Source organism: bacterium, assembly GCA_035691305.1.
GTDB lineage: Bacteria > Sysuimicrobiota > Sysuimicrobiia > Sysuimicrobiales > Segetimicrobiaceae > DASSJF01.
Genome location: DASSJF010000063.1, coordinates 20,068 through 44,631 on the forward strand (window position 1 = coordinate 20,068; position 24,564 = coordinate 44,631).

23 protein-coding genes and 1 tRNA gene are annotated in these 24,564 nt (G+C 70.5%); 18 read left to right on the top strand and 6 right to left on the bottom strand.

The window, feature by feature from the left end:
- Positions 1–34 precede the first annotated feature (34 nt).
- Genes VFL28_11595 through trpA form a run of 7 tightly spaced genes read left to right on the top strand, consistent with a single transcriptional unit; the run spans position 35 to position 6,344 of the window.
- Complete coding sequence (locus tag VFL28_11595; GenBank protein HET7265306.1) at positions 35–715, top strand: aminodeoxychorismate/anthranilate synthase component II; 681 nt, start codon at positions 35–37, stop codon at positions 713–715.
- A gap of 4 nt (positions 716–719) precedes the next feature.
- Positions 720–1,739: an anthranilate phosphoribosyltransferase gene (gene trpD / locus VFL28_11600; protein HET7265307.1), complete on the top strand. Its 1,020-nt coding sequence runs from the start codon at positions 720–722 to the stop codon at positions 1,737–1,739.
- Between the two features lie 8 nt (positions 1,740–1,747).
- The gene (gene trpC, locus VFL28_11605) at positions 1,748–2,548 is read left to right on the top strand and encodes an indole-3-glycerol phosphate synthase TrpC (GenBank protein ID HET7265308.1); all 801 of its coding nucleotides are present in this window, start codon (positions 1,748–1,750) and stop codon (positions 2,546–2,548) included.
- Entirely contained in the window at positions 2,545–3,618 is a 1,074-nt protein-coding gene (gene trpS, locus VFL28_11610) for a tryptophan--tRNA ligase (protein ID HET7265309.1), read from the top strand. The genes trpC and trpS overlap by 4 nt, the downstream gene beginning before the upstream one ends.
- Positions 3,611–4,279, top strand: a complete 669-nt coding sequence (locus VFL28_11615; GenBank protein HET7265310.1) for a phosphoribosylanthranilate isomerase — start codon at positions 3,611–3,613, stop codon at positions 4,277–4,279. Before trpS ends, VFL28_11615 begins: the two co-directional genes overlap by 8 nt.
- Positions 4,276–5,493, top strand: coding sequence for a tryptophan synthase subunit beta (gene trpB, locus VFL28_11620; protein HET7265311.1), 1,218 nt, complete (start codon positions 4,276–4,278; stop codon positions 5,491–5,493). Before VFL28_11615 ends, trpB begins: the two co-directional genes overlap by 4 nt.
- The gene (gene trpA, locus VFL28_11625) at positions 5,490–6,344 is read left to right on the top strand and encodes a tryptophan synthase subunit alpha (protein HET7265312.1); all 855 of its coding nucleotides are present in this window, start codon (positions 5,490–5,492) and stop codon (positions 6,342–6,344) included. Before trpB ends, trpA begins: the two co-directional genes overlap by 4 nt.
- Before the next feature lie 3 nt (positions 6,345–6,347).
- Here trpA and VFL28_11630 read toward each other — a convergent pair whose 3' ends face one another.
- From VFL28_11630 to VFL28_11640, 3 genes are read right to left on the bottom strand one after another with little or no spacing between them, the layout of a single operon-like run.
- Positions 6,348–7,970 (bottom strand): ABC transporter substrate-binding protein, encoded by a 1,623-nt coding sequence (locus VFL28_11630; protein HET7265313.1) that lies wholly within the window; start codon positions 7,968–7,970, stop codon positions 6,348–6,350.
- A 2-nt stretch (positions 7,971–7,972) separates the two neighbouring features.
- Positions 7,973–10,243 (bottom strand): molybdopterin cofactor-binding domain-containing protein, encoded by a 2,271-nt coding sequence (locus tag VFL28_11635; GenBank protein ID HET7265314.1) that lies wholly within the window; start codon positions 10,241–10,243, stop codon positions 7,973–7,975.
- Between the two features lies 1 nt (position 10,244).
- Complete coding sequence (locus VFL28_11640) at positions 10,245–10,709, bottom strand: (2Fe-2S)-binding protein (GenBank protein HET7265315.1); 465 nt, start codon at positions 10,707–10,709, stop codon at positions 10,245–10,247.
- A gap of 137 nt (positions 10,710–10,846) precedes the next feature.
- Here VFL28_11640 and VFL28_11645 point away from each other — a divergent pair, with 137 nt between their 5' ends.
- Positions 10,847–12,013, top strand: a complete 1,167-nt coding sequence (locus VFL28_11645) for a citrate synthase (protein ID HET7265316.1) — start codon at positions 10,847–10,849, stop codon at positions 12,011–12,013.
- Positions 12,014–12,042: 29 nt separating this feature from the next.
- Here VFL28_11645 and VFL28_11650 read toward each other — a convergent pair whose 3' ends face one another.
- Positions 12,043–12,834, bottom strand: coding sequence for an SDR family oxidoreductase (locus tag VFL28_11650; protein HET7265317.1), 792 nt, complete (start codon positions 12,832–12,834; stop codon positions 12,043–12,045).
- Positions 12,835–12,942: 108 nt separating this feature from the next.
- Between VFL28_11650 and VFL28_11655 the strand changes: the two genes are divergently transcribed.
- Together VFL28_11655 and VFL28_11660 are read left to right on the top strand one after the other, a co-directional pair.
- Entirely contained in the window at positions 12,943–14,151 is a 1,209-nt protein-coding gene (locus VFL28_11655) for an FAD-binding oxidoreductase (GenBank protein ID HET7265318.1), read from the top strand.
- Positions 14,152–14,163: 12 nt separating this feature from the next.
- Entirely contained in the window at positions 14,164–14,997 is an 834-nt protein-coding gene (locus tag VFL28_11660; GenBank protein HET7265319.1) for an SDR family NAD(P)-dependent oxidoreductase, read from the top strand.
- A gap of 91 nt (positions 14,998–15,088) precedes the next feature.
- On the opposite strand, the gene VFL28_11665 is transcribed toward VFL28_11660, so the two are convergent.
- Complete coding sequence (locus VFL28_11665; protein ID HET7265320.1) at positions 15,089–16,417, bottom strand: amidohydrolase; 1,329 nt, start codon at positions 16,415–16,417, stop codon at positions 15,089–15,091.
- 56 nt (positions 16,418–16,473) lie between these two features.
- Here VFL28_11665 and VFL28_11670 point away from each other — a divergent pair, with 56 nt between their 5' ends.
- From VFL28_11670 to VFL28_11700, 7 genes are read left to right on the top strand one after another with little or no spacing between them, the layout of a single operon-like run.
- Positions 16,474–17,259 (top strand): ABC transporter ATP-binding protein, encoded by a 786-nt coding sequence (locus VFL28_11670; GenBank protein HET7265321.1) that lies wholly within the window; start codon positions 16,474–16,476, stop codon positions 17,257–17,259.
- Entirely contained in the window at positions 17,256–18,074 is an 819-nt protein-coding gene (locus VFL28_11675; GenBank protein ID HET7265322.1) for an ABC transporter permease, read from the top strand. The genes VFL28_11670 and VFL28_11675 overlap by 4 nt, the downstream gene beginning before the upstream one ends.
- Positions 18,071–19,414: an FAD-dependent oxidoreductase gene (locus tag VFL28_11680; protein HET7265323.1), complete on the top strand. Its 1,344-nt coding sequence runs from the start codon at positions 18,071–18,073 to the stop codon at positions 19,412–19,414. The genes VFL28_11675 and VFL28_11680 overlap by 4 nt, the downstream gene beginning before the upstream one ends.
- Positions 19,411–20,211, top strand: a complete 801-nt coding sequence (locus VFL28_11685) for an enoyl-CoA hydratase-related protein (GenBank protein ID HET7265324.1) — start codon at positions 19,411–19,413, stop codon at positions 20,209–20,211. The genes VFL28_11680 and VFL28_11685 overlap by 4 nt, the downstream gene beginning before the upstream one ends.
- The gene (locus VFL28_11690) at positions 20,211–21,416 is read left to right on the top strand and encodes a CoA transferase (protein ID HET7265325.1); all 1,206 of its coding nucleotides are present in this window, start codon (positions 20,211–20,213) and stop codon (positions 21,414–21,416) included. Before VFL28_11685 ends, VFL28_11690 begins: the two co-directional genes overlap by 1 nt.
- 46 nt (positions 21,417–21,462) lie before the next feature.
- Positions 21,463–22,524 carry an ABC transporter substrate-binding protein gene (locus VFL28_11695; protein ID HET7265326.1) on the top strand — a complete coding sequence of 354 codons (1,062 nt, stop codon included), beginning with the start codon at positions 21,463–21,465 and terminating at the stop codon, positions 22,522–22,524.
- Positions 22,525–22,546: 22 nt separating this feature from the next.
- Entirely contained in the window at positions 22,547–23,599 is a 1,053-nt protein-coding gene (locus VFL28_11700) for an ABC transporter substrate-binding protein (protein HET7265327.1), read from the top strand.
- Positions 23,600–23,702: 103 nt separating this feature from the next.
- Here VFL28_11700 and VFL28_11705 read toward each other — a convergent pair whose 3' ends face one another.
- Positions 23,703–24,041 carry a DUF6616 family protein gene (locus VFL28_11705; GenBank protein ID HET7265328.1) on the bottom strand — a complete coding sequence of 113 codons (339 nt, stop codon included), beginning with the start codon at positions 24,039–24,041 and terminating at the stop codon, positions 23,703–23,705.
- Positions 24,042–24,114: 73 nt separating this feature from the next.
- Here VFL28_11705 and VFL28_11710 point away from each other — a divergent pair.
- Positions 24,115–24,190 (top strand) — tRNA-Lys (locus VFL28_11710).
- The last annotated feature ends 374 nt before the right edge of the window (positions 24,191–24,564 follow it).

A 24,564-nucleotide genomic window follows, 5' to 3' on the forward strand; every position in this document is an offset into this window, starting at 1 on the left:
ACGGCCGGCCGGCCGCCGGCCTGAGGAGACGGCGATGATTTTGGTGATCGACAACTACGACTCGTTCACGTACAACCTCGTGCAGTACCTCGGGGAGCTCGGCGAGATGCTCGAGGTCCGCCGCAACGACGCGGTCACGGTCGGCGAGATCAAGACGCTCGCGCCGGAGGCGATCGTGATCTCCCCCGGCCCATGCACGCCGGCGGAGGCGGGGGTGAGCGCGCCGCTCGTCCAGGCGCTGGCCGGACGCGTGCCGATCCTCGGGGTCTGCCTCGGCCACCAATGCATCGGGGCCGCCTGCGGCGGGCTCGTGGTCCGCGGCGGGGCGCCCGTGCACGGCAAGACCGCGCGCATCCACCACGACGGGCGCGCGATCTTCGCCGGCCTGCCGACGCCGATCACCGGCACGCGCTACCACTCGCTGGTCATCGATCCCGATCGCCTGCCGGAGACGCTCGAGATCTCCGCCCGCACCGAGGACGGCGTGATCATGGGCGTGCGGCACCGCTCCGCGATCGTCGAAGGAGTGCAGTTCCATCCGGAGTCGGTGCTGACCGAATACGGCCACGCGATGCTCCGCAACTTCCTGGCGATCGCACGGGGGCAGGCGCCGCCCGGGCTCGCCGGCACGCTGCCGCCCATGCCGGCAGACCGCCTGACGGCGAAATCAAAACCGGGCGCGGCCGCCGCACGCCGGCCGGCCGAAGCGAGGTAGGGACATGCCGCTGCGGCCCGCGATCGCGAAGATCGCCGCCAAAGAGACGCTCACCGAGGCCGAGGCCCAGGCCGCGATGAGCACGATCATGGACGGGGAGGCCACCCCCGCCCAGATCGCCGCCTTCATCACGGGGCTCGCCATGCGCGGCGAGACGGTCGAGGAAATCACCGGGTTCGCGCGGGCGATCCGCGAGCACGCGGTGCCGATCGCGCCGCGGACGGACCACCTCGTGGACATCGTCGGCACCGGCGGCGACCGGCTCAACACGTTCAACATCTCGACGACCTCCGCGTTCGTGATCGCCGGCGCCGGCGGCCACGTCGCCAAGCACGGCAACCGCGCCGTCGGCAGCAAGAGCGGCGCCGCCGACGTGCTCGAGGCGCTCGGCATCAACCTCGAAGCCTCGCCCGAGGTCGTCCAGACCTGCATCGACGAGGTGGGCTTCGGCTTCTTGTTCGCGCCGCGGTTTCACCCCGCGTTCAAGTACGCGATGCCGCCGCGCCGCGAGATCGGGATCCGCACCGTGTTCAACATCCTCGGTCCGCTGACGAACCCGGCCCGCGCGCGGCGGTACCTGCAGGGCGCGCCGAGCCCCGCGCACACCGAGGTGATGGGCCGGGTGCACGCGCTGCTGGGCGCGGACCGGGCGTTCGTCGTGCACGGCCTCGACGGCATGGACGAGATCACGTTGTGCGCTCCGACCCAGATCACCGAGGTCGAAGGCGGCGCGGTGCGGACGTACACGATCGCGCCCGAGCAGTTCGGGTTCAGGCGCGCGGCGCTCGAAGACCTGCGCGGGGGCTCCCCTCAGGAAAACGCGGCGATGGCCGTCGCGATCCTGGACGGCAGCGCGCGCGGACCGCGGCGCGACATCGTGGTCCTCAACGCGGGCGTCGCGCTCGTCGCCGCCGGCGTCGCGGAGACGATCGAGGACGGCGTCGGGCGTGCGCAGCAGAGCATCGAGGCGGGACGGGCCTACGAGCGGCTCGAGGCGCTCCGCCTGCGGACGAAGTTCGGGTAGCCGGGAAGATGGGCGTGCTCGACCGGATCGTGGCGCATAAGCGCGAGGAACTGGCCGGCCGCGTGCGGCGGATGCCGCTCGCGGAAATGCGCAGGCGGGCCGCCGACGCCCCGCCTGCCCGGCCGTTCCACGATGCGCTGCGCCGCACGCCCGGGGGCCCGGCGCGCCTGATCGCCGAGGTCAAGGGCTCGTCGCCGTCCGCGGGCACGATCCGGGCGGAGTTCGATCCGGTTGGAATCGCGCGGACGTACGCGGCCGCGGGGGCATCGGCGGTTTCGGTGCTGACCGATGCGCGGTTCTTCGCGGGCGCCGACGAGCACCTGGTGCGCGTCCGCGGCGCCGTGGAGGTTCCGGTCTTACGCAAGGACTTCACCGTCGATCCCTACCAGGTCTACGAGGCGCGGGCGATCGGCGCCGACGCGGTCCTGCTGATCGCCGCGGTGCTGGGCGCGAGCGCCTTGGCGGATCTCGGGGCGCTCGCCGCGGAGCTCGGGATGGCCGCGCTCGCCGAGGCGCACACGGAGGCGGAGCTGGACGCGGCCCTCGCGGTCCGCGCCCCGCTCGTCGGCATCAACAACCGCAACCTGGACACGCTCGAGACCTCGCTCGAGGTCACACGGCGCCTCCGGCCGCGCGTGCCGGCCGGCGTGACCGTCGTGGCCGAGAGCGGCATCGAGCGCCGCGGGGACGTCGCGGAGATGGAGCGGCTCGGGGTGGACGCGATCCTGGTCGGCACCGCGCTGATGCGGGCGGCCGATCCCGGCGCGCGGGTCCGCGAGCTCCTGGGCGCCAACGAGGAGGCACCATGACGACGCGGCACGGCAAGAGGCGGATACTCACCGGCGACCGGCCGACCGGCCGGCTGCACCTCGGCCACTACGTCGGCTCGCTCGAGAACCGGCTGCGGCTGCAGGATGAATACGAGTGCTTCTTCATCGTCGCGGACTACCACGTGCTGACGACCGCGGCGGAGCGCAGCCGGGAGATCGGCCCCAACATCCAGCAGCTGCTCCTCGACTATCTCAGCATCGGCATCGATCCGGGGAAGAGCACTATCTACGTGCAGTCCCTCGTGCCCGAGGTGGCGGTGCTCCACCTCATCTTCTCGATGCTGACGACGGTGCCGCGGCTGCAGCGCGTGCCGTCGCTCAAGGACGTCATGCGCGACCTGAAGCTCGAGACCGCGACGGTGGGCCTCTTGACGTACCCGGTGCTGCAGGCCGCCGATATCCTGATGGTGCGCGCCGACGCCGTCCCGGTCGGCAAGGACCAGGCGAGCCATCTGGAAGTGACGCGGGAGACCGCGCGCCGCTTCAACGAGCTGTACGGGCCGGTGTTTCCGGAGCCGGAGACGATCATCGGCCGGGTCGGCACGCTTGTGGGCACCGACGGGCAGGCCAAGATGAGCAAGTCAATCGGCAACACGATCGACTTGGCGGACGACGCGGAGACGGTGCGGCGCAAAGTGATGAGCATGTACACCGACCCGACGCGCATCCACCCGACCGATCCGGGGCACGTCGAAGGCAACCCGGTGTTCATCTACCACGACGCGTTCAACAAGGACAAGGCCGAAATCGAGGGGCTGAAGGAGCGCTATCGCAAGGGCACCGTGGGCGACGTGGAGGTGAAGAAGCGCCTCGTGCGCGCGATCAACGAGTTTCTCGAGCCGATCCGCGAGCGGCGGGCGGTGTGGGAGGCCCGGCCCGATCGGGTGCGCGAGATTGTCGTTGAAGGCAGCCGGGTCGCGCGCCGCGAGGCGCAGACGACGCTCAACCTCTGCCTCGCGCAGATGGGAATGGACTACTTCCACGAAATGCGCGACGGCGCGCCCGCCGCGGCCGCAACCGGCGCCCGTAGGACCGGCGAGGATGAGTGAGTTTGTCCGCGTCAAGATCTGCGGCATCCGCCGCCTGCCCGACGCGCTCGCGGCCGTGGACGCCGGCGCCGACGCCGTCGGCCTGAACTTCTGGCGGCCGGGCCGCCGGTACGTGCCGCCGGAAGTAGCGCGCCAGATCGCGCGGGCCCTGCCGCCGTTCGTGAGCAAGATCGGCGTGTTCGTGGACGAGGATCCGGAGAAAGTCCGGGAGATCGCCTCGCTCGTCGGCCTCGACGGGCTGCAGCTGCACGGCGCGGAGACCCCCGAGGGATGCGCCGCCTTCGCGCTGCCGGTGATCAAGAGCATCAAGGTGCGCGGGCCGGAAAGCCTCGCCGGTTTGGGGCGGTACCGGGTCGCCGGCTTCCTGCTGGATACGCACGTGCCCGGGGCGCAAGCACCCGGCGGGTCGGGGCAGACCTTCGATTGGCAGCTCGCCCTGCGGGCGCGCGAAGCGGGGCCGGTCATCCTCTCCGGCGGCCTGACCCCGGACAACGTCGAGGAGGCGATCCGCCAGGCGCGGCCCTACGCGGTCGACGTGGCCTCCGGCGTCGAGACGGATGGCGAGAAGGATCCCGGCAAGATCCGCGCGTTCGTCGCGCGCGTGAACACCTGGAACGCGGCCCACCAGGCCGCGAGTCCGACGAGGGGGATGCAGCGATGACGGCGCCCGCGCAGACCGAGCTTCGTACCGCGGCGACGGGGTGGTTCGGCGACTACGGCGGCCGGTTCGTGCCCGAGACCCTGGTGCCGGCGCTCGACGAGCTGGAGGCCGCGTACCTGGCGGCGCAGCACGATCCGGAATTTGCCGCCGAGATGGATCGCTACCTCCGGACGTTCTGCGGGCGCCCGACGCCCGTGTACTTCGCGGGGCGGCTTACCGAGACGCTCGGCGGCGCGCGCATCTACCTCAAGCGCGAGGACCTGCTGCACACCGGCGCCCATAAGATCAACAACGCGATCGGCCAGGTGCTGCTGGCGCACCGGATGGGCAAGCGCCGCATCATCGCCGAGACCGGCGCCGGCCAGCACGGCGTGGCGACGGCCACCGCGGCCGCGGCCTTCGGTCTGCCGTGCGAGGTATACATGGGGACCGAAGACATGCAGCGTCAGGCGCTCAACGTCTTCCGGATGCGCCTCCTCGGCACCAAAGTCGTGCCGGTCGACAGCGGCAGCCGTACGCTCAAGGACGCGATCAACGAAACGCTGCGCGACTGGGTCACGAACGTGGCGTCGACGCATTACGTCATCGGCTCCGTGGTCGGCCCGCACCCGTTCCCGATGCTCGTCCGCGACCTGCAGTCGGTGATCGGCCGGGAGGCGCGCCCGCAGATGCTCGCGGTCGAGGGACGGCTGCCGGACGCGGTCGTGGCATGCGTCGGCGGCGGCAGCAACTCGATGGGCGCATTCCATCCATTCAAGGACGACGCGGGCGTGGCGCTGATCGGCGTGGAGGCCGCCGGCGAAGGCGTGGCGTCGGGCCGGACGGCCGCGACGCTCGTCGCGGGAGCCCCCGGCGTGCTGCACGGAGCGATGAGTTACCTCCTCCAGGACCGTCAGGGGCAGGTCCTCGCGACCCACTCGATCTCGGCGGGTCTGGACTATCCCGGCGTAGGCCCCGAGCATTCGTATTTCAAGGACAGCGGCCGCGCCACGTACGTCGCCGTCACGGACAAGGAGGCGCTCGAGGGCTTCCACCTCCTCTGCCGGATGGAAGGCATCATCCCGGCGCTCGAGTCGTCCCACGCGATCGCCCACCTCCGGACGCTCGCGCCGCGGCTGGGCCGCGACAAGGTCATTCTCGTCTGCCTGAGCGGCCGCGGCGACAAGGACGTCGATACCGTCGCCAAGGCGATGGGCGAGGAGTTCGGGAAGTGACGGCCGGCCGAGGGCAAGCGGCGGCGGAGCCGGCGGCCACCGCCCCGCTCGAAGCCAACCGGCTCGTCCGGGCGTTCCGCTCCCTCCGCTCTGAGCGGCGCCGTGCGCTCATTCCTTACATCATGGCGGGCGATCCGGACGCCGCGACAACGGAACGGTTCGTCGAGGCGCTCGTCGGCGCCGGCGCCGCCGCGATCGAGTTGGGCGTGCCGTTCAGTGATCCGATCGCGGACGGCCCGATCAATCAGCGCGCCGGCCTGCGGGCGATGGCGCAGGGGATGACCATCCGCGCGGCGCTCGACCTGGTCGCGCGCCTCAGGGCGCGCACGCAAGTCCCGCTCCTCATCATGACCTATTACAACCTGATCCTCCGGTACGGCCCGGGGACGTTCGCGCGCGACGCCGCCGCGGCCGGACTCGACGGTCTCATCGCCCCGGACCTCCCGCCCGATGCGGCCGGGGGGCTCATCGGCGAGGCGCGCGAGCGCGGGCTGGCGACGGTGTTCATGGCGGCGCCGACCAGCACCCCGGAGCGGATCCGCGCGGTCGCGGCCGCGTCCACCGGGTTCGTCTACTGCGTCTCCCGCACCGGGGTCACCGGCGTCCGGGACGCGCTGCCCGACGGCCTTCCCGACCTGGTGCGCCGGATCCGCGCCGAGACCGAGGCGCCGGTCTGCGTCGGGTTCGGCATCAGCCGGCCGGCCCAGGCCCGGGAGGTCGCGAAGGTGGCCGACGGCGTCGTCGTCGGGAGCGCCTTGGTCCAAATGGTCGAAGAGACGCCCCGCGACGTCGCCCGTATTGCCGGCTTCGTGCGCGATCTGGCGGCGGCGATCGCCGGGATCGAACGCTAACCGCTACTTCTGAAGGTACGTGTCGCTCAGCGCCGGGTAGCTCGAGTAGTTGTACTTCACGTTCTTGACGTTGTCGCGGATCGCCCACACCGACAGCTTGTCCATCATCGGGATCGCCACGGCCTGGTCGAGCAGTATGTGCTGCACCTTGAGGTAGATCGCGCGGCGCTTCGCCGGGTCCAGCGTCGCCCGGCCCTGGTCGAGCAGCGTGTCCACCTCGCGGTTTGAATAGCAGGACCAGTTGAAGTTGCTGCCGATCGTTGCCGAGTCGAACAGGGCGTAGAGGGCGTCCGGCTCGTTCGTGCGCAGGAAGATCGAGCCCATGTTGGTCGCGCAGCGGTAGTTGTCGTCGACCCAGGCCGGCGCGGCCGAGCTCTTGATCCGCGCGTCGACGCCGAGCCCGAGGAACTGCCCCTGCACCAGTTCGACTTCGGGGAAGTTGCCGCCGCCGTAGTTGAGCGAGTTGATGACGACGGTCAGCGGTTTGCCGTCCTTCATCCGCACGTTGTTGGGGCCCATCTTCCAGCCCGCCTCGTCGAGCAGCTGGGCCGCCTTGGCCGGGTTGTGCGGGTAGTACGAGCAGGCCTCGGGGTCCCGCAGCATCGACTGGCTCAGCAGGCCGCAACCCACGTCGTCGAGCCCTTTGTACACCGAGCCGACGATGGCGGCGCGGTTGATGGCATAGCTGAGCGCGCGCCGAACCTGCACGTTGTCGGTCGGTGGCAGCTTCACGTTCACCCACCAAAAGTACGACGATCCGGGAAACGGCCGCGTCTCGATGCGCAGCGCCTTGTTGCGCTGCAGCTGCGCGAGCGCCGAGCCGGGCGACGAGTACAGATAGATCATCTGCGTCTCGCCGGTCTCGACCGTGACGCTGCGGCTGTTGCTCTCCGGGATGTCGCGCCAGACGATCCGGTCCAGGTAAGGCGGTCCCTGATGGTCGCTCCACGGCTCGCGCCGGTTGAACGCGCCGTTGCGCACGAGCGTGATATGGTCCTGCGCCGCGTACTCGGAGACCGTGAACGGCCCGGTGCCGACGGGCCGCTTGGCCACGTCGGTGCCCTGTCCGGGGGTGGTCTTGGGCGAGAGCATCGCCAGCACCCCGACGGCGGCGTAGGCGAGGAACGGCGCGTACGGCTCCTTGAACGCGATGCGCACGGTGCGGTTGTTCACCACGGTCGTGCCGGCGTAGCCGACGAGCGCGTTGATCGCGCCGCCAGGCTTGAACGACGGGTTCACGATGCGGTCGAGGTTCCACTTCACCGCTTCCGCGTTGAGCGGCGCCCCGTCGCTGAACGTGACGTCGCCGCGCAGCACGAACGTGAACGTCTTCCCGTCGGGCGAGATCGCATAGCTCTCGGCGAGCCAGGGGACGAGCCGCCCGTCGGGCAGCTGATAGACGAGGCTCTCCGTTACCTGCATCGCGGCGATGAGATAGCTGATCGCCGCGGTCGACGCGTGCGGGTCCAGCGTCGCCGGCTGCGAATCGATGCCGACGACGAGCGTTCCGCCGCGGACCGGCGCCCCGGCGACCGGGAGCATGGCGGCCGTGGCCGGCGCAAGCAGGGCCGCGAGCACCGCCGCGGTCCATCGGTGGCACTGCCGTCGCGAGCATTGCGGACGCATCGTCATCCCCCCTTGGTATCGAGTCCGGCCTTGACGCGCTCGGCGCGCAGCGGCACCGTGCGAAACCGCACGCCGGTCGCGTCGAACACCGCGTTGCCGAGCGCCGCGGCGACCGGTGCCGACGCCGGCTCGCCGACGCCGAGCGGCGGCTGATCGAGCCGTTGGATCAGCTCCACCTCGATCGCCGGCGCCTGCGGGAATCGAAGGATGGGGTAGCTCTGCCAGTCGAGACTGGTGACGCGGTCGCGATTCCAGCCGACCTCTTCGTAGAGCGCACGGCTGAGGGTTTGGACGATGCAGCCCTCGACCTGATTCTGGACGCCGTCGGGATTGATCATCAGGCCGCAGTCGTGCACGCACACGACGCGCGTGACCTGGATGCGGCCGGAATGCCGCTCGACCTCGACCTCCATACCCATCGCGACGTAGTTTTCGGCGTCCTTGTAGTGGACGTACGACAGGCCGCGGCCGGCCAGCAGCGCGGCCGCCTGGTTGATCTTGCGCGGAGACGGCCGCGCGTCCCAGCGCATCCGAGCGCCGAGCCGGCGGAGGACCTCGACGGCCCGCGGGTCCGCGAGGCGGCGCAGGCGGAACTCGAGCGGGTCCGCGCTCGTCCGGGCGGCGATTTCGTCCACGAACGACTCGACCGCGAAGGTGTTGCCGGGCTTGCCGGGAGACCGCAGCTGTGAGGTACGCAGCGGCGGATCGCCCAGCCAATGAATGACGGCACGCACACCGCCGACCGCGTACGGCGGCTCCAGATGCTGCGAGATCAACCCGGTCGAGACGCCAGGATGCTGCGAGATGCCGGCCTCGTCGGGCGCCAGCAGCGGCACGTTCGGAAGGCCCCGGCTCGCGGCCGGGAGCCAGGCCTGCGTCTCCCATGCCTGGACCTCCCCGCCGGCGCCGAGCACGGCGCGGAGATCGAGCAGCTGTGCCGGCCCCTTCGGATCCCACCCGTGCTCGTCGTGGCGCATCCACTGCACGCGTACCGGCCGGCCGGTGGCCCGGGACAAGAGCGCCGCCTCGCACGCGGCGTCGTCGCTGCCGTTCATTCCGTAGCTGCCCGCCCCGTCGAGATAGACGAGGCGCACCCGCTCCGGCGGCAGCTTCAGCATCGCGGCATACGTGTCGCGGAACCGGTGCGTCGCCTGGGAGGCGGTCCAGATCGTCGCCCGATCGGGGCGCACGTCCGCGACCGCGCATCCCGGGCCGAGCGATCCGTGCGACTGCATCGGCCAGCGGTACGTGGCTGAGAGCGTGCGGCCGTCGGGGGTGGCCCCGGGTGCGAGGGCGGACAGATCCCCGCGCGAGGCGAGCGTCTGGTCGCCAAGCACGCGGGCGGCGCGGATGCCGTCCCAGAGGGTGTCGTGCTCGGGCAGACCGCGCCCCGGAGACCACTGCGCGCGAAGCATGCGGGCGGCGCGCACGGCGGACCACTCGCGGTCCGCCACGACCGCGAGGAAGCCGCCGATGCGAACGGCGCGGGCGCCCGGGATCGACGCGATGGACGATGCGTCGACGGACCGCAGCGTCGCCCCGACGGCCGGCGGCCGCAGCACCCGTGCGTGCAGCATGCCGGGGAGCACGACGTCGTGAACGTAGACGTGCCGGCCCGTGCACTTGGCCGCGACGTCCGGACGCGGCACCGAGGTACCGACGATCCGGTACGCGCGCGGATCTTTCAGCGGCGCGTTCGGGTCGAGCGCGAGGGTCAGGCGGCGCCCCCCGACGAGCTCGCCGTACGACACGCCGCCGGTCCGCGGCGACGCCCCGTTCGATCGCGGCCGGACCACGCCGTCGGCCACTTCGAGATCTTCCACCGGATGCCCGAGACGCTCCGCGGCGAGCCGCAGCAGCGCTTGGCGCGCGGTCGCGGCCGCCTGCCGGATCTGCACGCCTCCGCGAACGATCGTCGAGCTGCCGCCGGTGCCGCCCTGGTCGGGCGTCAACGCCGTGTCGCCGTCGACGATGGTCAGGCGACCGATCGTCACGTCCAGCTCCTCCGCGGCCATCTGCATGATGCCGGCGCGAATCCCGGTCCCGAGATCGACCTTGCCGCTGAACACGGTGACCGCGCCGTCGGGATGGATCGCGAGGAAGCCGTCCACGGCGTCCGAGGCGACCGTCTTGCCGAGGTATTGGTCGGGGCCGGGCGCCTGCGCGGACGCCGCGGTCGGGCGCAGCGTCCACCCGACGAGCAGCACGCCGCCGGCGCGCAGCAGGTGGCGCCGGGTGAGCCGCGTCCGGGCGGCGGCCGGGTGGGTCGCCATCTCAGCGGCCTCCCGCGGCCCGCATCACCGCGCGAATCACGCGCGTGTGGGTGCCGCAGCGGCACAGGTTGCCGGCGAGCGCCTCGCGGATCTGTTGGGCGTTCGGGTGCGGATTCTCCCGCAGGAGCGCCCGGGCCGCGACGACCATGCCCGCGGTGCAGTACCCACACTGCGCGGCGGCCTCGGCGATGAACGCGGCCTGCACCGGATCCGGCCGCGCCGGCGATCCGAGTCCCTCGATCGTCACGATCTCGTGCCCGGCGAGCGCCCGCGCCGGTGTTACGCACGAGCGCACCGGCCGTCCGTCGACCAGCACCGTGCACGCGCCGCACTGGCCCAAGCCGCAGCCGAACTTCGCGCCGCGGAGGCCGAAGCCGTTTCTCAATACGTAGAGCAGCGGCTCGGCCGGATCGTCGAGGTCGACGGTCCGCGCCGCCCCGTTTACCCGCAACGTCAAGGCCCCCACCGGAACACCTCGAGGCTTGGGCGTATAGGGTCTCGATCGCCGGGCTCTTTTCGTGCGGGTCTCCCGACTCCCTCCGGGGCAGGGAACCGGAACTTCGATTCATTGACGGCCCGGCGCCCGCGGATTACGGTGAGGGCATGACGGCATCTTCCGGCGGTCCCGCGTCTTCGCGCGGCGGCCCCTCCACCCAGGTCGCCGAAGGTCTCGAAGGCATCGCCGCGGCCGAAAGCCGCATTTGCTTCGTCGACGGCGTCGAGGGCCGGCTTATCTACCGGGGCTACGACATCCACGACCTGGTCGCGCACGCCGGCTTCGAAGAAGTCGCCTATCTGCTCTGGCACGGGGACCTGCCCACGCGTGCGCAGCTCGACGCGTTGAACCGGGACCTGATCGCGGCCCGCACCCTGCCGGGGCCGATGATGGACCTGCTGCGTGGGTTTCCGCGCGACGTGCTGCCGATGGACGCGCTGCGCACCGCGACCTCCGCGCTCGGCATCTACGATTCGGAGTCGCGCGACAACTCCCGGGCCGCCAACCTGCGGAAGTCGGTGCGGCTCACCGCCCAGACCGCGACCATCGTGGCCGCGATCGGCCGGTGCCGGGAAGGCAAGGATCCGGTCGCGCCGGATCCATCGCTCGGCCACGCGGCGAACTTCCTCCACATGCTCTGGGGCCGGCGGCCGGACGACACGAGCGTCAGGACGGTCGAGATCGCGCTGATCCTCCACGCCGACCACGAGCTCAACGCCAGCACCTTCGCCGCGCGCGTGACCGCGGCGACCCTCGCCGACATGCACTCCGCGATCACCTCGGCGATCGGGACTCTCAAAGGACCGCTCCACGGCGGCGCCAACGAAGCAGTGATGCGGCTGCTGCTGAGCATCGGCGACCCCGCCAACGTCATCCCCACCGCGCGCGAGATGCTCGCGGCGAAGCAGAAGATCCCGGGCTTCGGGCACCGTGTCTACCGGACGGAAGACCCCCGCGCCACGCATCTCAGGAAGATGTCGGAGGAGCTGGGGCGCCGCCGGGGCGAGCCGAAGTGGTTCGAGATGTCGCGGGCGCTCGAACAGTTCATGTTGTCGGAGAAGAAGATCTACGCGAACGTCGATTTCTACTCGGCGACGTCCTACTATTATTTGGGGATTCCGCTCGAGCTCTTCACGCCGTTCTTCGCGGTCAGCCGCATCAGCGGCTGGACCGCGCACGTGCTGGAGCAGCTCGCCGACAACCGCATCATCCGGCCGCGCGCCGAGTACGTCGGCCCGCGCAACCGGAGCTACATGCCGATCGACAAACGGTAGCCCTCGGGGCCTGCGGTCCGCGGCCGGGGTTAACCGACGACCTCTTCGCCGCCGTCCACGCCGATCACGTTGCCGGTGATCCACTCCGTGCCGGGCCGGCAGAGGACCGCGATCGCCCTCGCGACGTCCTGCGTAGTCGTGAGCCGGCCGGACGGGTTGCGCCGCAGCGCGCCTTCCACAATCGCGGCGTTGCCCGGGATCTTGCGCAGCGCCGGGGTGTCGGTCACGCCGGCTCGGATGCCGTTGATCGCGATGCCCCGCGGGGCGAGCTCCATCGCCAGTTGGCGGATGTGGGACTCGAGCGCGGCCTTGGCCGCGGAGACGGCGCCGTAGTTCGGCAGCACCCGCGTCGCCCCCGCGCTCGTCATCGCGAAGATTTTGCCGCCGCGCCGCATTAGTCCCGAGTACACGAGATCCTGCGTCCAGTACACGAGGCTGTGCGCCATCACCGAAAGCGTCATGTCCATCTGCGCGGGCGTGATCGATTCCTCGGCCGCCGCCCCGATGTACGGCCGGAGGTTGCCGAACGCCAGCGAATGCAGCAGCACCGCAACCGAGCCGTGGGCGCCGGCCTCCTCGCGCGCCCGGGCCAGCACCTCCACGCGGCGCTCCGGGTCGGCGGCGTTGACGTTGAAGAAGACGACCGCGCGTCCTTCCGCCCGAACGGCGCCGATGACCTCCTCGACGTGCGGCATCGTCGTCTTGCGGTCGAGATGCACGCCGATGATGTCGTAGCCGGAGCGCGCGAGCTCGAGCGCGGTCGCCTCGCCGAAGCCGCTGCTCGCGCCGAGAATCAACGCCCACCGAGGTTCGTCCGCCATGGCCTCGCTACTTCGGTTCGGCGCAGGCTTCCCCTTGCCGTCGGCGCGACCCGCGTCCCGCGCCGCGCGGGAGGCGGCGCCGCGAAGCCCGTTGAACCACGCAGCACCATGCCGTCAACCGTGGACGTCGTCGTCGTCGGTGGAGGGGTCGTCGGCACGAGCGTCGCGTTTCACCTCGCGTCGCGCCGCGCCGGCCGGGTGGTGCTCTGCGAGCGGCGGTTTCTCGCCGCGGGGGCGACGGGCAAGTCGGGTGCGCTCGTGCGCATGCACTACGCGAACGAGCCGGAGGCGCGCCTCGCCTTCGCGAGCCTGCCCTACTTTCAGCACTGGAGCGACATCGTCGGCGCCGGCTCGAGCGGCTTCGTCAACACCGGGATGCTGCGGTTCGTCGCCGCGGCGCACGAGGCGAAGTTGCGGGCCAACGTGGCGATGCTCGAGCGGGTGGGCGTCAACACCGCGGTGATCAGCCGGGACGACGTGCGCGCGCTGGTGCCGTCGTGGCACGTCGACGATATCACCGCCGCCGCCTACGAGCCCGATTCGGGCATGGCGGACCCGGTGGGCACGACCCACGGTTTCGCCGCCCGCGCCGAGGCGCTAGGCGCCGACGTGCGGCTCGGAACGGAAGTACACGCGCTTCGGGTTGCTGGGGGCCGGGTGGAAGGCGTCGAGACGTCCGGCGGATACATCGCCGCGCCGTCGGTTGTGGTGGCCGGCGGAGCGTGGGCGCTGCCGCTGCTCCGCCCGGTCGGCGCGGCGGGGGACCTGACCGCGGTGCGCACGCAGGTCACTATCTTCCGGCGGACGCTCGAGCATGAGGCGCCGCACCCGATCTGCATCGACGGCGCGAACGATCTGTGGATGCGGCCCGAGGGCCCCGGCTTTCTCAGCACGCTCGTCGGGATTTCGACGCGGCAGGAGCTGCCGGATCCCGACGCACTGGACGAGGGCGTGGACGGCGACTACGTCGTCCGCGCCAAAGCCCGCCTGCTGAAGCGCATGCCCGCGATCGGCCGGGCACCGATGCGCGGCGGCTGGGCGGGGGCGATCACGATCACACCCGACGGCAAGCAGGTCATCGACCGCCATCCGGAAATCGAGGGGCTCTGGATCTGCACGGGCGACAACGGCTCGGGATTCAAGACGGCGCCGGCGGTCGGCGCGGCGCTCGCGGAGTGGATGACGGATGGCGCCCCCCGGACCGCGCCGCTGCGGCCGTTCCGCGCGACGCGGTTCAAAGAAGGCGAACCGCTCATCGGCGACAACGAGTACGGCGATCGCCTGAACGAGCCCGGCCGGGGGATCATGCTGGGCTAGCGGAGGCCGGTGATGACGGTCGGAACGCGAATGCAGGGCAAGGTTGCAATCGTCACCGGCGCGGCACGGGGCATCGGCCGGGCGATCGCGGTTCGCTTCGGCGACGAGGGGGCGCACGTCGTCGTCAACGACGTCGCGCCGGCGGGCGCCGAGGCCGTGGCGGCGGCGATCACGGCGCGCGGCGGATCCGCGGCGGCGGCGGCGGCCGACGTCTCCGTGCCGGCCCAGGTGGACGGCGTGATCGACACGGCGGTCCGCCGCTTCGGCACGGTCGACGTGCTGGTCAACAACGCCGGGCTGACCGACACGATGCGCCACTTCCTCGAGGCGGACGACGCCTGGTGGGAGCGCGTCATCGCCGTCAACCTGACCGGCGCGTTTTTGTGCAGCTCGCGCGCCGCGCGGATCATGGCGCGGAAACGCTCCGGGGTGATCATCCACATGTCGAGCGGCGGCGCCTCGCGCGCCCACCGCGGCAACGCGGCCTACGATGCGGCGAAGGGCGGCATCGAGGCGTTGACCCGGGCGATGGCCCTCGATCTCGGGCCGTACGGCGTGCGCGTCAACGCGCTCGTCCCGGGCTCGATCGACACGTCCAACATGCCCCCCGACGTCAAACGTTCGCGCGGCGAGCAGATCCCGCTCGGCCGCGTGGGCGAGCCCGAAGAACTGGCCGGCCCGGCGGTGTTCCTCGCCTCCGACGACGCCCGTTACATCACCGGCCACCTGCTCGTCGTGGACGGCGGGCTGCTCTCGCAGCAGCGGTCCGCGACGGTCGACATCTTTCCGCTCAGCCGCTTCCCGGCGATCGCCGAGGGCGTGCCGCCGGCGCCGAAGCGCTCCTAGCGCCGAAGAACTGGAATCCGTCTCCTGCGAAGCCCGCGACATCGACGCGCGGATCACGTCCCCGCCGACAAAGACCACGTCCGCCCATCCGTCATTTCCAAGCGGTCCCTCGCGCCCGCGAGAGGCCGGACTTCCGCAGCCGTTCCCAGATGCGCTCGACGTGCGCGTACACGTCCTCGACGTCCGCGTCGACCGGCCGCCGGTCGCGGACGAGGCACCGCCCGTCGACCCAGACGTGGCGCACGTCCATTCCCTTCGCCGAGTAGACCAGCGTGGCGGGGATGTCGTGCCACGGTTGCAGGTGCGGGCTGCCCATGTCGAGCGCGATCACGTCGGCCCGCTTGCCGGGTTCCAGGCTGCCGGCGTGCTCGTCGACTCCGAGTGCGCGCGCCGCGTCGATCGTGGCCATCCGCAGCAGCGTTCGGGACGGCAGCGCCGACGTGTCGTGCGAGGCGAGCTTGTTCAGGATGCCGGCGCTCTTCATCTCGTCGAACATGTCCATGCCGTTGTTCGTCACGGCCCAGTCCGTTCCGAGCGCCACGTGCCCGCCGGCCCGAACCAGCGCCGGGATCGGCGCGAGCCGTCCCTCGATCCGCGCCGCGCTGACCGGGCAGTGGCTGACCCACGTCCCGCTGTCGGCGAGAATCCGGATCTCGTCCTCGTCGATGTAGGTGCAGTGCGCCGCGACGACGTCGGGGCCGAGCAACCCGGTGGCCGCGAGGCAGTGCACCCCGCCGCGGTGGCCCCGCGGCCGCAGCGCGGCGAGTTCCGCCGGTGCCTGCGAGCAATGGATGAACACGTGCGCGCCCGTCTCCGTCGCCGTCCGGCGGATCCGCCGCTGCAGGTCGTCCGAGCAGGTATCGGGCGCGTGCGGTCCGATCCCGCAGTGGATGCGTGCGTCGGGGGCGGTGCCCCACCGGTCGATCAGCGCCATCGCGAGGTCCCACTCCAGCGGCTGCGTGATGTCCCGCAGGGTGTGGCAGACGACCGCGCGCATGCCGAGGCGGTCGAACGCCTCGGCGATCACCGCCATGTGCGAGAAGCGGTCGGCGGTGCACGTCGTGCCGCCCATCAGCATCTCGAGGCCGCCGAGCATCGTCCCCCAGTAGTAGTCGTCCGGCACGGCCCCCGCCATGTACGGCGGCGCAAACGCCGATGCGAACCACTCCTCCGGCGTCCGATCCTCTCCGAGCCCGCGAAAGAGGACGAACCCGGCGTGCGTGTGCGTGTTGATCAGGCCCGGCATGACGAGGTGGCCGCGGCAGTCGACGACCGTATCGTCCGGCCGCGGCGTCCCCTCGGCGCCGTCCCGGCCGACCGATGCGATGCGCGCGTCGTCGATGACGACCGCGCCGGGCGCGAGGATCTCGTCCCGCGGGTTCATCGTGACGACGGTGCCGCCTTTCAAGATCTGCCGCACGCGGTGCACCTCCGTTTGGAAAGGACTCCGTTCGCGAACCGCAGAACGCCTGTCAAATGTCCGTCATCGTGGATGCGCCGGCGATCGAGCTCGGCGACGTCGGTATGTCGTTCGCGCTGTCCGACGGCGTCCTCGAAGTACTTCGCGGCATCACGCTCACGGTCCGGCAGGGCGAGTTCGTCTCGCTGCTCGGGCCGTCCGGGTGCGGCAAATCGACCTTGCTGCGGGTGATCGCCGACATCCTGCCGCCGTCGCAGGGCCGCGCCGCGGTGCTGGGCACTTCGCCCGCGGAGGCCAGGCGTACCCGCGCGCTCGGCATGGTCTTCCAGCAGCCGGTGCTGCTGCCGTGGCTGAGCGCCGAGGAAAACGTCGCGCTCCCGCTGCGCATCGGCGGCTGGGGTGCGCGCCACACGCCGTCGGCCTCCCCGGACGCGCTCCTGCGGCTCGTCGGCCTGGAGAGTTTCAACCGCGCGCGGCCGGGCCAGCTGTCCGGCGGGATGCAGCAGCGCGTCGCCATCGCGCGCGCCCTCGTGAGCGACCCCAAAGTGCTGCTGATGGACGAGCCGTTCGGGGCGCTCGACGCGATCACCCGCGACCGGCTGAACGAAGAGCTCCTCCGGATCTGGGGGCAGGTGCGCCGCACCGTGGTGTTCGTCACCCACAGCATCGCGGAGGCGGTCTACCTCTCGATGCGCGTCGTCGTGATGTCGCCGCGTCCCGCGCGCATCCGCCGGGTCGTCGAGATCGACCTGCCGTATCCGCGGCAGCCGAAGATGAAGGACACCCCGGAGTTCACCCGCTACTCGGCCGAGCTCCGTGCCGCGCTCGAGGACGCCTCGTGAAGGCCGCCGGGGTGGCGGCCGTCGCCGTGCCGGGCGGGCCGGCCCGCGACCGCGACAACCCGCTGCGGCGAACGCTGCTTTCGATGCTCGGCATCGCCGCGGTCCTCGCGCTGTGGCAGGCCGTGATGGCCGTCTTCAAGGTGCCGCACTTCATCGCCGCGACGCCGGTCGAGACGATCGGCGCGCTCCGCGACCAGGCCAAGACGCTGGCGATCAACGCCTGGCCCACCATCATCGAGACGGTCGGCGGCTTCGTCGCCGGCAACGTCATCGCGGTGCTGATCGCGATCGGGTTCGTCCACAACCGCACGTTCCAGCACACGGTCTATCCGCTCGCGGTGGCCGTCCGCACGCTGCCGATCGTGGCGATCAGCCCGATCCTCGTGCTGCTGCTCGGGAACGGCTACGCGCCGAAGATCGCGATCGCCGCGCTGATCACGTTCTTCCCCACCCTCGTCAACATGGTCGACGGCTTGAACGCCGTGGAAGCGCAGGCGCAGGAGCTGATGCACGTGCTGTCCGCGACGAAGTGGGAGGTGTTCCGCTACCTGCGCTGGCCGACGTCGCTGCCGTACCTCTTCTCGGCGCTGCGCATCGCGAGCACCGCGAGCCTGCTCGGCGCGATCGTCGCGGAGTGGATCGGCTCCAACAAGGGCCTCGGCTACCTGATCCTGGCCGCGACCTACGACTACCGCACGCCGCTCCTCTACGCCACGATGGCGGTCGCGTCGGCGCTCGCGCTGGCGCTGTTCGGCCTGATCTCCCTGCTCGAGCACTACCTCGTGCCCTGGCGGCGCACAGGAGGGTCCCGGTGAAGACGGTACACGAGCCGGCGCGCGACGTCCCCGTGGTCGCCGAGGCCGACGTCGTCGTGGTGGGGGGCGGTCCCGCCGGCATCGCCGCGGCGGTCGCCGCGGCCCGGAACGGCGCCAAAGCGATGATCGTGGAGCGCTACGGCTACCTCGGCGGCCTCGCCTCCGGCGGCATGGTGCTCCTCCTCGACGACATGTGCGACCAAGGCGGGCGCACGGTCGGCGGCATCGGCCACGAGATAGTCGAGCGCATGGTCGCGGCGGGCGGCTGCGTCGTCCCGCCCCTCGAGGAGTGCTTCCGCCGGAGCGAAGAGCTCTGGTGGAAGTGGGCGCGGTGGGGGTTCGAGGACTTCTACGCCCGCGTGCTGCCGCATCCGACGACGTACGGGGCGTCGTTCGATCCCGAGGTCTGGAAGCAGATCTCGAACGAGATGGCGCTCGAGGCCGGGGTCGCGCTGCGGATGCATTCCTGGTTCTCGCGCCCCGCGGTCGAGGACGGCCGCGTGCGCGCGGTGGTGGTGGAGACGAAAGAAGGGCGGCAGGCGATCGCGGGCCGGCTGTTCATCGACGCCACCGGCGACGGCGACGTCTACGCGGGGGCGGGCGCGCCGCACATCAAGGGCGCCTACATGATGACGCTCGTCCACCGCCTCGCCGACGTGGACACCGCGCGCGCGACGCAGTTCGAGCGGGAGCATCCGGAGGAGGCGAAGCGGCTCAACCACCAGGTCAAGCAGATCTTCGGCGCGTCGTGGGACTTGTGGTGGCTGCGCACGCCGCGGGACGGCGTCGTCTGGTGCAACACGCCGCACGTCTTCGGGCTCGACGGTCTGAAGGTGGACGACCTCACGCGCCTCGAGGTGGAGTGCCGGCAGCGGTTTGTGAAGGCCGCGGCGTGGCTGCGCGAACACTTTCCGGGCTTCGAGCGTTCGTACATCCTGGACGCCGCGCCGCAGGCCGGTGTGCGGCAGACGCGCCTTCTGCTCGGCGAATACGTGCTGACCAAAGAGGACATCGTCGAGCGGCGGGCGTTCCCGGACGTGATCGGGCGCGGCCGCGACTACTACATGCCGTACCGCAGCCTGCTGCCGGTGGGCGTCGAGGGCCTGCTCGTCGCGGGGCGCCACTACTCCGCGACGCCGGAGGCGCAGAAGATCAGCCGCGAGATCCCGCCCTGCATGGTGATGGGCGAGGCGGCGGGGACCGCCGCCGCGATCGCGGTGGCGGCCGGCGTCGAGCCGCGGAGCGTCAACGTCGGCGAGCTCCAAGAACGCCTCACCGCCCGCGGCGCGATCCTCGGTTCGCCGATCGCCGCCGCGGCGCGGTACGGGGGCGGGTCGTGAACGACGCCGCGCGCCGCGAGGCCGGCATCCGCCTCACCAAGGACGGACCGCTCGCGCGGGTGACCATCGACCGGCCGCAGGTCATGAACGCACTGAGCCGGGCCGCGCACGCGGCGCTCTCCTCCATCTGGGACGACATCCGGGACGATGCGGACATCCGTGTTGCGATTCTCACGGGCGCGGGTACCCGGGCGTTCTGCGCCGGTACCGATCTCAAGGATCCCGAAGCAAAGAACGGCGTCCCGTACCTCTGGGACGGCCCGCGCCTCGGCGCCGGCGGCCTCTCGTTCCGGCGCGACCTCTTGAAGCCGGTGATCGCCGCGGTGAACGGCCTTGCGCTCGGGACGGGCTTTGAGCTGGCGCTCGCGTGCGATCTTATTATCGCGGCCGAGCACGCGGAATTCGGGTTTCCCGAGCCCCGCGTCGGCTACATGGCGCTCGACGGCGGCATCGCGATGCTGACGCGCCAGGTGCCGTACAAGATCGCGATGGGAATGCTGCTCACCGGCCGCCGCGTAAGCGCGCGGGACGGCCACGCCGCGGGATTCGTCAACGAGGTGGCTTCCTCGGACGGCCTCACGTCGGCCGCCGAGAAATGGGCGGCCGACGTCGTCGCCTGCGCGCCGCTGTCGGTGGAGGGCACCAAGCAGATCGCGATGGAAGGCCGCGACCTGCCCGGGTGGGCCGCGCCGCGGTGGTTTCCGCGCCGCGTCATGGAGGCCGTCGCCTCGGAAGATTCCGAGGAAGGCACGCGCGCGTTCCGTGAAAAGCGGCCGCCGCGGTGGAAGGGCCGGTAGTGGCGGAGCCCGCGGCCGCTTCCCACTCCGCTCCGCTGCCGCTCGAAGGCGTCCGCGTGGTCGACTTCACGCAGATCACCCTCGGGCCGATCGCAACGCAGATGCTCGGGGACTTCGGCGCGGACGTGATCAAGATCGAGCGCCCGGGCGCCGGCGATTTCCTGCGCACGACGCTTCCGCAGCCGGACGGCTCCAGTTTTCTCTTCATCGCCGGCAACCGCAACAAGCGGGCGATGACGCTGGATCTCCGGAAGCCGGGGGGCCGTGAGATTCTGGAACGCTTGCTGCGGCGGGCCGACGTGCTCGTACACAACTTCCGCCCTGGCGCGATGGAGAAGCTCGGCTACGGCTACGAACAGGTGCGCGGGCTGAACCCGCAACTTGTTTACGCGATGGGCAGCGGGTTCGGGCCGTCCGGCCCGTACGTCCTGAAGGGCGGGCAGGACTGGATCGCGCAGGCGATGGGCGGATCGTTGATGCGCCGGGCGGAGCCGGGCACGCCGCCGGAGCCGTTCACCGTGGCGGTGTGCGACTTCGCGGCCGGCATGCTGCTGGTGCAGGGCATTCTGCTCGCGCTCATGGCGCGCGAGCGGACCGGCCGCGGCCAGCTCGTCACCTCGTCGCTCTACGACAGCATGTTCTATATGCAGCAGCAGGAAGCCGCGTGCATGCTCAACGCCGGCCAGGAGATCAACTGGAGCCGGATGCCGCTCAACGGCCACTTCCAGACGCGCGACGGGAAGTGGATTCTCTTCCTCGGGGCCTTCAAGCAGGAGCCGCTGCGGGACATCTGCCGGGCGCTGCGGCTCGACCCGCTGCACGAAGACCAGCGCTTTGCGACCGAGCCCGCGCAGTTTGCTCACCGCGCCGAGCTGCAGGCGATCTTCCGGCGGCGGATCGCCGAGCTGACGCAGGGCGAAGCGCTGCGCGCGCTCGAGGGCCAGGACATCCTCTGCGCGCCGATCCGCACGCTCGCCGAGGCGCTCGCGGATCCGCAGCTCGCGCACAACGAGATGGTCGTCGATATCCCCGACGGGCGGCGCGGCCGGGTGAAGGCGATCGGCAATCCGGTCAAGCTCAGCGAGACGGCGGCCGCGGTGCGGCGGGGCGCGCCGGACGCCGGCGAGCACACGGACGAGATCCTCCGCGAGCTCGGCTACGGCGACGACGAGATCAAGCGGCTCCGCGCGGAGGTCGCGGTATGATCGCCGGTCCGGCGGCGGTGATGACGAACGGGGGTGAGGGGGGGACATGGCACGCGATCGAGTGACGTTGCTCAGTTCCACGATCGGCCGCCGCGAGATCTTGCGGTTGGGCGGCGGCGTTGCGGCGCTCGCGCTCGGGGCGGGCGCGGCGCTCGCCGGGCCCGCGTCCCGCGCCGAGGCGCAGGGAACGGCCGCGATGTCGATGCAGTTCGCGTGGTTCCTCAACTCGCAGGCGGCCGGCGAACTGGTCGCGATCGCCAAAGGCTACTACCGGGACGTCGGGATCGACCTCAAGATGCAGCCCGGCGGCCCCGCGCTCGACCCGATCCAGGTCGTGGCCGGCGGCGGGACCACCTTCGGCGATGTGGCGTCGATCGGCGTCCTGCTGAACGCGCGCAGCCGCGGCCTGCCGATCAAAGCCTTCGGGACGGTGCTGCAGAAGCATCCGTTCGCGTTCTTCTTCCTGAAGTCGTCGGGAATCCGGACGCCCAAGGATTTCGAAGGCAAGACGATCGGCATCCAGCCGACCGCGCGGCCGCTGCTCGACGCGGTGCTGCACAAGCACAACGTCCCGAAGGACCGGGTCAAGGTGATCTTCGTGGGCGGCGATATCGCGCCGCTGGCGACCCACCAGGTGGACGTGATCACGGGATGGGTGATCGACCGGCTGCCGCTGTTCGCCAGCCTCGGGCTCGCGACGCAAGTCGGCTACTTCCGGCTGTGGGATCTCGGCATCCGCCAGTACGCCTACACGTACTTCACGACCGATCAGGCGTACACGCAGCGCCGCGAGGTGCTGACGCGCTTCCTTTCGGCGAGCGCGCGCGGATGGCTCGACGCGCGTGACCATCCGGAGGAGGCGATCGACATCGTTCTCAAGAGCGCCTCCGGCCTCAACCGCGCGCTCGAGATCACGACGCTCAAGAACATGGGCGACTACTTCACGTCGATCGCGACGAAGCAGCACGGCTGGGGTTACATGGATCCGAAGGTCTGGGCGGAACTGAGCGACACCTATTTCGCGCTCGAGCAGATGCCGCGGCCGGTGAAGCCCGACGAGATCATGACGAACGACCTGGTGTCGGCGGCGAAGACTCCGAAAGTATAGCCAGCCCGAAGGAGGGTGCGACATGAAGCGGGACACGATCACGTTCTTTACGCAACCAATCGGGCGGCGCGGTCTACTTGCGGGCGGCGCCGCGCTGGGCCTCGCGGCGGCCGGCGGCCGCCTTCTTGGTCTCGCGTCTCAGGCGCGGGCCCAAGGCATGACGGGGCTGTCCGAGCAACTCGGCTGGCTCGCGAACGCGCAGATGGCCGGGGACTTTACGGCGATCGGCAAAGGCTACTTCAAGGACGCGGGCATCGACCTCAAGATCCAGCCGGGCGGGCCCAACATCGATCCGATTCAGATCGTGGCGGGCGGCGGGGTGCCGTTCGGCAACGTGTCCTCGGTCGCCGTGCTGGTCAACGCGCGGGCGCGCGGCCTGCCGGTCAAGGCGTTCGCGACCGCCCTCCAGCGGCATCCGTTCGCGTTCATGTTCCTCCGGAAATCGGGCATCCGCACGCCCCGGGACTTCGAGGGCAAGACGATCGGGATCCAGGCGACGGCCCGGCCGCTGCTGGAGGCCGTCCTGGCCAAGTACCAGATTCCGCCGGACAAGGTGAAGGTGCTGTTCGTCGGCGGCGACACGCGCCCGCTCGTGACCGGGCAGGTCGACGTGATCACGGGGTGGATCATCGACGCGCCGCAGGTCGAGGCCGTCCGGCAGGCGGGCGCCTTCGGCTACTTCAAACTTTGGGACCTCGGCATCCGCCTCTACGCCTACACGTACTTCACGACGGACCGCGTGCTCGCTGAGCGCCGCGACGTGCTTGTGCGGTTCCTCTCCGCGAGTGCCCGGGGCTGGATGTACGCCGCCGACCACCCGGACGAGGCGGTGGACTACGTGCTCAAAGCCGCGCCGGCGCTCAGCCGTCCGCTCGAGCTCCAAACGTGGAAGAACGAGATCCCCTACATGTCGTCGCCGTTGACAAAGGAGCACGGGTTCGGGTACATGGACCCGCAGGTCTGGAAAGCGATCAGCGACACGTACTACGGGTTGAAGCAGATCCCGCAGGAAGTGAAGCCGCCGGACGTGATGACGAACGAGATCGTGGAGGCGGCCAAGACGCCGAAAGCCTGACCGCTTTCAACGAGCCTGGCTACGCCGCGGCCGGGGCGCGCAGTTCCGCGCCCCGGCCGCGTGTCATCTCCCGCGGCGGGTCCGCCTACCGGCGCTGCGACCGCTACTTCTCCGGGTTGACCAGGTATGGGATCGCAACCTGCGGCGTCATCACTTCGCCGCCGGCGTCCCCCGGGTCGAAAAACGTGCGCCACCCGGCCCGCTCGAGCGCCGCCTCGATACGCCGAGCGAATTCCTTGGTGGGAACGCGCCAAATCCTCAAGAACCGGTCGGTCTTGTCGTGATGCCCATTATGATTGATACAGTAACCGACCAGTTCGGCGCCCTGATCAATCACGCTTTGGAGCGTCGGGCTGAGGTCGTAGAGAAACTTGCCGCGGTCCTCCGGCGTCATCGCGAGCCATTCGTGCCTTGGTTTCCACTCCTCAATGTAGTAACACATACGGAAGGTATATACCCCGAGAATCGTGCCGGCCTAGCCTCGGATTCGAACGGATGCTACACTGGCGTGCGGCGGGCCCTTAGCTCAGCGGGTAGAGCGCCGGGCTTTTAACCCGGGCGTCGGGGGTTCGAGTCCCTCAGGGCCCACCAGATTTAGTGGGTTTCGAAGTGATTGGTTGTCCTAAAGTGCCGAGCTTGCTAACGGATGCTACCGACTGGTGAGCCTAAAGGGCCTGGGCTTGAGGAAAGTGTAGGGACCGCATGTTGGAAGACATCCGGCCTCCCTCGTGCATTTCTCACTAACTCGCCGTCGCGACGGCCTCCGCTTCTGACTGTTCACAGGCAGCGACGATACGCGTGACTGTCTTAGTCCATTTGGGGGAATTGGAGATTATAGTGCTTGGTGGGGCGCCACCAAATGAACTACCAGCGCTTCCCGTCCCACAAGATGCCGTTCTAGACAAATAGAGCGGCGGTCAGAGGGACTCGCGAACGTCCCGACAAAAAATAGACTCTCATGACTC

Coding starts and splice junctions, on each gene's coding strand:
- VFL28_11595 (HET7265306.1), top strand. CDS start 35: ATGATTTTGGTGATCGACAACTACGACTCGTTCACGTACAACCTCGTG.
- trpD (HET7265307.1), top strand. CDS start 720: ATGCCGCTGCGGCCCGCGATCGCGAAGATCGCCGCCAAAGAGACGCTC.
- trpC (HET7265308.1), top strand. CDS start 1,748: ATGGGCGTGCTCGACCGGATCGTGGCGCATAAGCGCGAGGAACTGGCC.
- trpS (HET7265309.1), top strand. CDS start 2,545: ATGACGACGCGGCACGGCAAGAGGCGGATACTCACCGGCGACCGGCCG.
- VFL28_11615 (HET7265310.1), top strand. CDS start 3,611: ATGAGTGAGTTTGTCCGCGTCAAGATCTGCGGCATCCGCCGCCTGCCC.
- trpB (HET7265311.1), top strand. CDS start 4,276: ATGACGGCGCCCGCGCAGACCGAGCTTCGTACCGCGGCGACGGGGTGG.
- VFL28_11630 (HET7265313.1), bottom strand. CDS start 7,970: ATGCGTCCGCAATGCTCGCGACGGCAGTGCCACCGATGGACCGCGGCG.
- VFL28_11635 (HET7265314.1), bottom strand. CDS start 10,243: ATGGCGACCCACCCGGCCGCCGCCCGGACGCGGCTCACCCGGCGCCAC.
- VFL28_11645 (HET7265316.1), top strand. CDS start 10,847: ATGACGGCATCTTCCGGCGGTCCCGCGTCTTCGCGCGGCGGCCCCTCC.
- VFL28_11650 (HET7265317.1), bottom strand. CDS start 12,834: ATGGCGGACGAACCTCGGTGGGCGTTGATTCTCGGCGCGAGCAGCGGC.
- VFL28_11655 (HET7265318.1), top strand. CDS start 12,943: ATGCCGTCAACCGTGGACGTCGTCGTCGTCGGTGGAGGGGTCGTCGGC.
- VFL28_11660 (HET7265319.1), top strand. CDS start 14,164: ATGACGGTCGGAACGCGAATGCAGGGCAAGGTTGCAATCGTCACCGGC.
- VFL28_11670 (HET7265321.1), top strand. CDS start 16,474: ATGTCCGTCATCGTGGATGCGCCGGCGATCGAGCTCGGCGACGTCGGT.
- VFL28_11695 (HET7265326.1), top strand. CDS start 21,463: ATGGCACGCGATCGAGTGACGTTGCTCAGTTCCACGATCGGCCGCCGC.
- VFL28_11700 (HET7265327.1), top strand. CDS start 22,547: ATGAAGCGGGACACGATCACGTTCTTTACGCAACCAATCGGGCGGCGC.
- VFL28_11705 (HET7265328.1), bottom strand. CDS start 24,041: ATGTGTTACTACATTGAGGAGTGGAAACCAAGGCACGAATGGCTCGCG.